Source organism: Agrobacterium sp. a22-2 (assembly GCF_012276985.1).
In the GTDB taxonomy this organism is placed as follows: Bacteria; Pseudomonadota; Alphaproteobacteria; order Rhizobiales; family Rhizobiaceae; genus Allorhizobium.
Map to the genome: position 1 here is coordinate 1 of NZ_JAAXMM010000059.1, position 447 is coordinate 447.

Here is a 447-nt window from a genome sequence, read left to right on the forward strand (position 1 = left end):
TACAAGCAGTTCGCCCTGACCAATCCCGATCGCGTGGTGGTGGACATCGAAGGTGTTCACCTCAACAGCGTGCTGAAAGGCATCGCCGGGCAGGTGCGCGCCGACGATCCTTATCTCAAGCAGGCGCGCGTCGGCCAGTTTGATCAGAATACCGTGCGGCTGGTGCTGGAGCTCAAACAAAGCGTCAGCCCGCATATTTTCACGCTGGCGCCGGTGCCGGAGTATCGCAACCGTCTGGTGATGGATCTCTATCCGACCAAGGGCGGCAGCGGGGGTGAGGAGTATGATCCGCTACTGGCGTTACTGGAAGATTACAACAAGGGCGATCTGGAGCGCACGCTGCCGCCGGAAGCGCCGCAGGCCGGCAAGGCGGGGCGCGATCGGCCGATCGTCATCATGCTGGATCCCGGCCACGGCGGCGAAGATCCCGGCGCTATCGGCAAGTAC

General features: G+C 62.6%; 1 protein-coding gene. It reads left to right on the top strand.

The window, feature by feature from the left end:
- Window positions 1–447, top strand: a 447-nt coding sequence (locus HFC70_RS26365; RefSeq protein ID WP_168476297.1) for an AMIN domain-containing protein, incomplete at both ends; no start/stop codon positions are given.